The organism is Mesorhizobium sp. LMG 17147 (assembly GCF_024297145.1).
Lineage (GTDB): Bacteria > Pseudomonadota > Alphaproteobacteria > Rhizobiales > Rhizobiaceae > Mesorhizobium.
Map to the genome: position 1 here is coordinate 1 of NZ_JANCTC010000056.1, position 870 is coordinate 870.

Annotated in this window: 2 protein-coding genes; both read left to right on the forward strand. The window is 61.8% G+C overall.

Annotation, left to right across the window (positions count from 1 at the left end; all coding sequences use genetic code 11):
* Window positions 1-81 precede the first annotated feature (81 nt).
* Entirely contained in the window at window positions 82-516 is a 435-nt protein-coding gene (locus NMG46_RS29530) for a transposase (RefSeq protein WP_254820782.1), read from the forward strand.
* The coding region (locus tag NMG46_RS29535; RefSeq protein ID WP_254820783.1) for a transposase at window positions 461-870 on the forward strand (410 nt) is incomplete at its 3' end. The genes NMG46_RS29530 and NMG46_RS29535, both read left to right, overlap by 56 nt.

Consider the following 870-nt stretch of genomic DNA (forward strand, 5'->3'; position numbering starts at 1 on the left):
GCGTCGGACATTCAGGTTGAATCGCGAAGGATTCCGCTAACGTCGGGTTTGTGATTCACTTCCTTAAGGAGGTGATTTGCCATGCCCAAGCCCTATTCGCTCGATTTGCGTGAACGCGTTGTGCGGTTTGTCGAGGCTGGCCATTCGCGGCGTGCGACGGCGGCACATTTTGGGGTGTCGGTTTCGTTCGTCGTGATCCTGATGAGGAACTATCGAAAGACCGAGAGCCTGGTGCCCAAGCCGAGCGGAGGCCGCCGCCATTCCAAGCTCGACCCGCATCGTGCGTTCCTGATTGGTTGTGTGGCCGAGAAGGACGACATCACCATGCCGGAGCTTGCCGCCGAGCTGGTTACTGCTACAGGCGTCCAAGTGGCTCCCGCCTCGATCTCACGTTGGCTCATCAGGAACGGCTACCGCTTCAAAAAAAACGCTGCTGGCCAGCGAGCAAGATCGACCCGACATCAGCAAGGCGCGCCAGCAGTGGCGGGCCAAACGCCAGCCGCGGATGCGGCTTGAGCCACATCGGCTGGTGTTTATCGACGAGACCGGAACCACTACGAAGATGACGCGCCTGCGCGGTCGCTGCCTGAAGGGCCAACGGCTGCGCTCAAAGGCACCGTTCGGACATTGGAAGACGCAGACCTTCATCGCCGGGCTGCGCTGCCATGGGCTCACCGCCCCTTTCGTCGTCGACACGCCGATGAACCGTCGCATCTTCGACACCTACGTCGAAACGCAGCTCGCTCCGACGCTGGCAAAGGGCGATGTGGTCATCCTCGACAATCTCGCTGCCCACAAGAGTCCGGCCGCCGAGGCAGCCATCCGGGCCAGAGGCGCATGGCTGCTCTTCCTGCCGCCCTACAGCCCCGA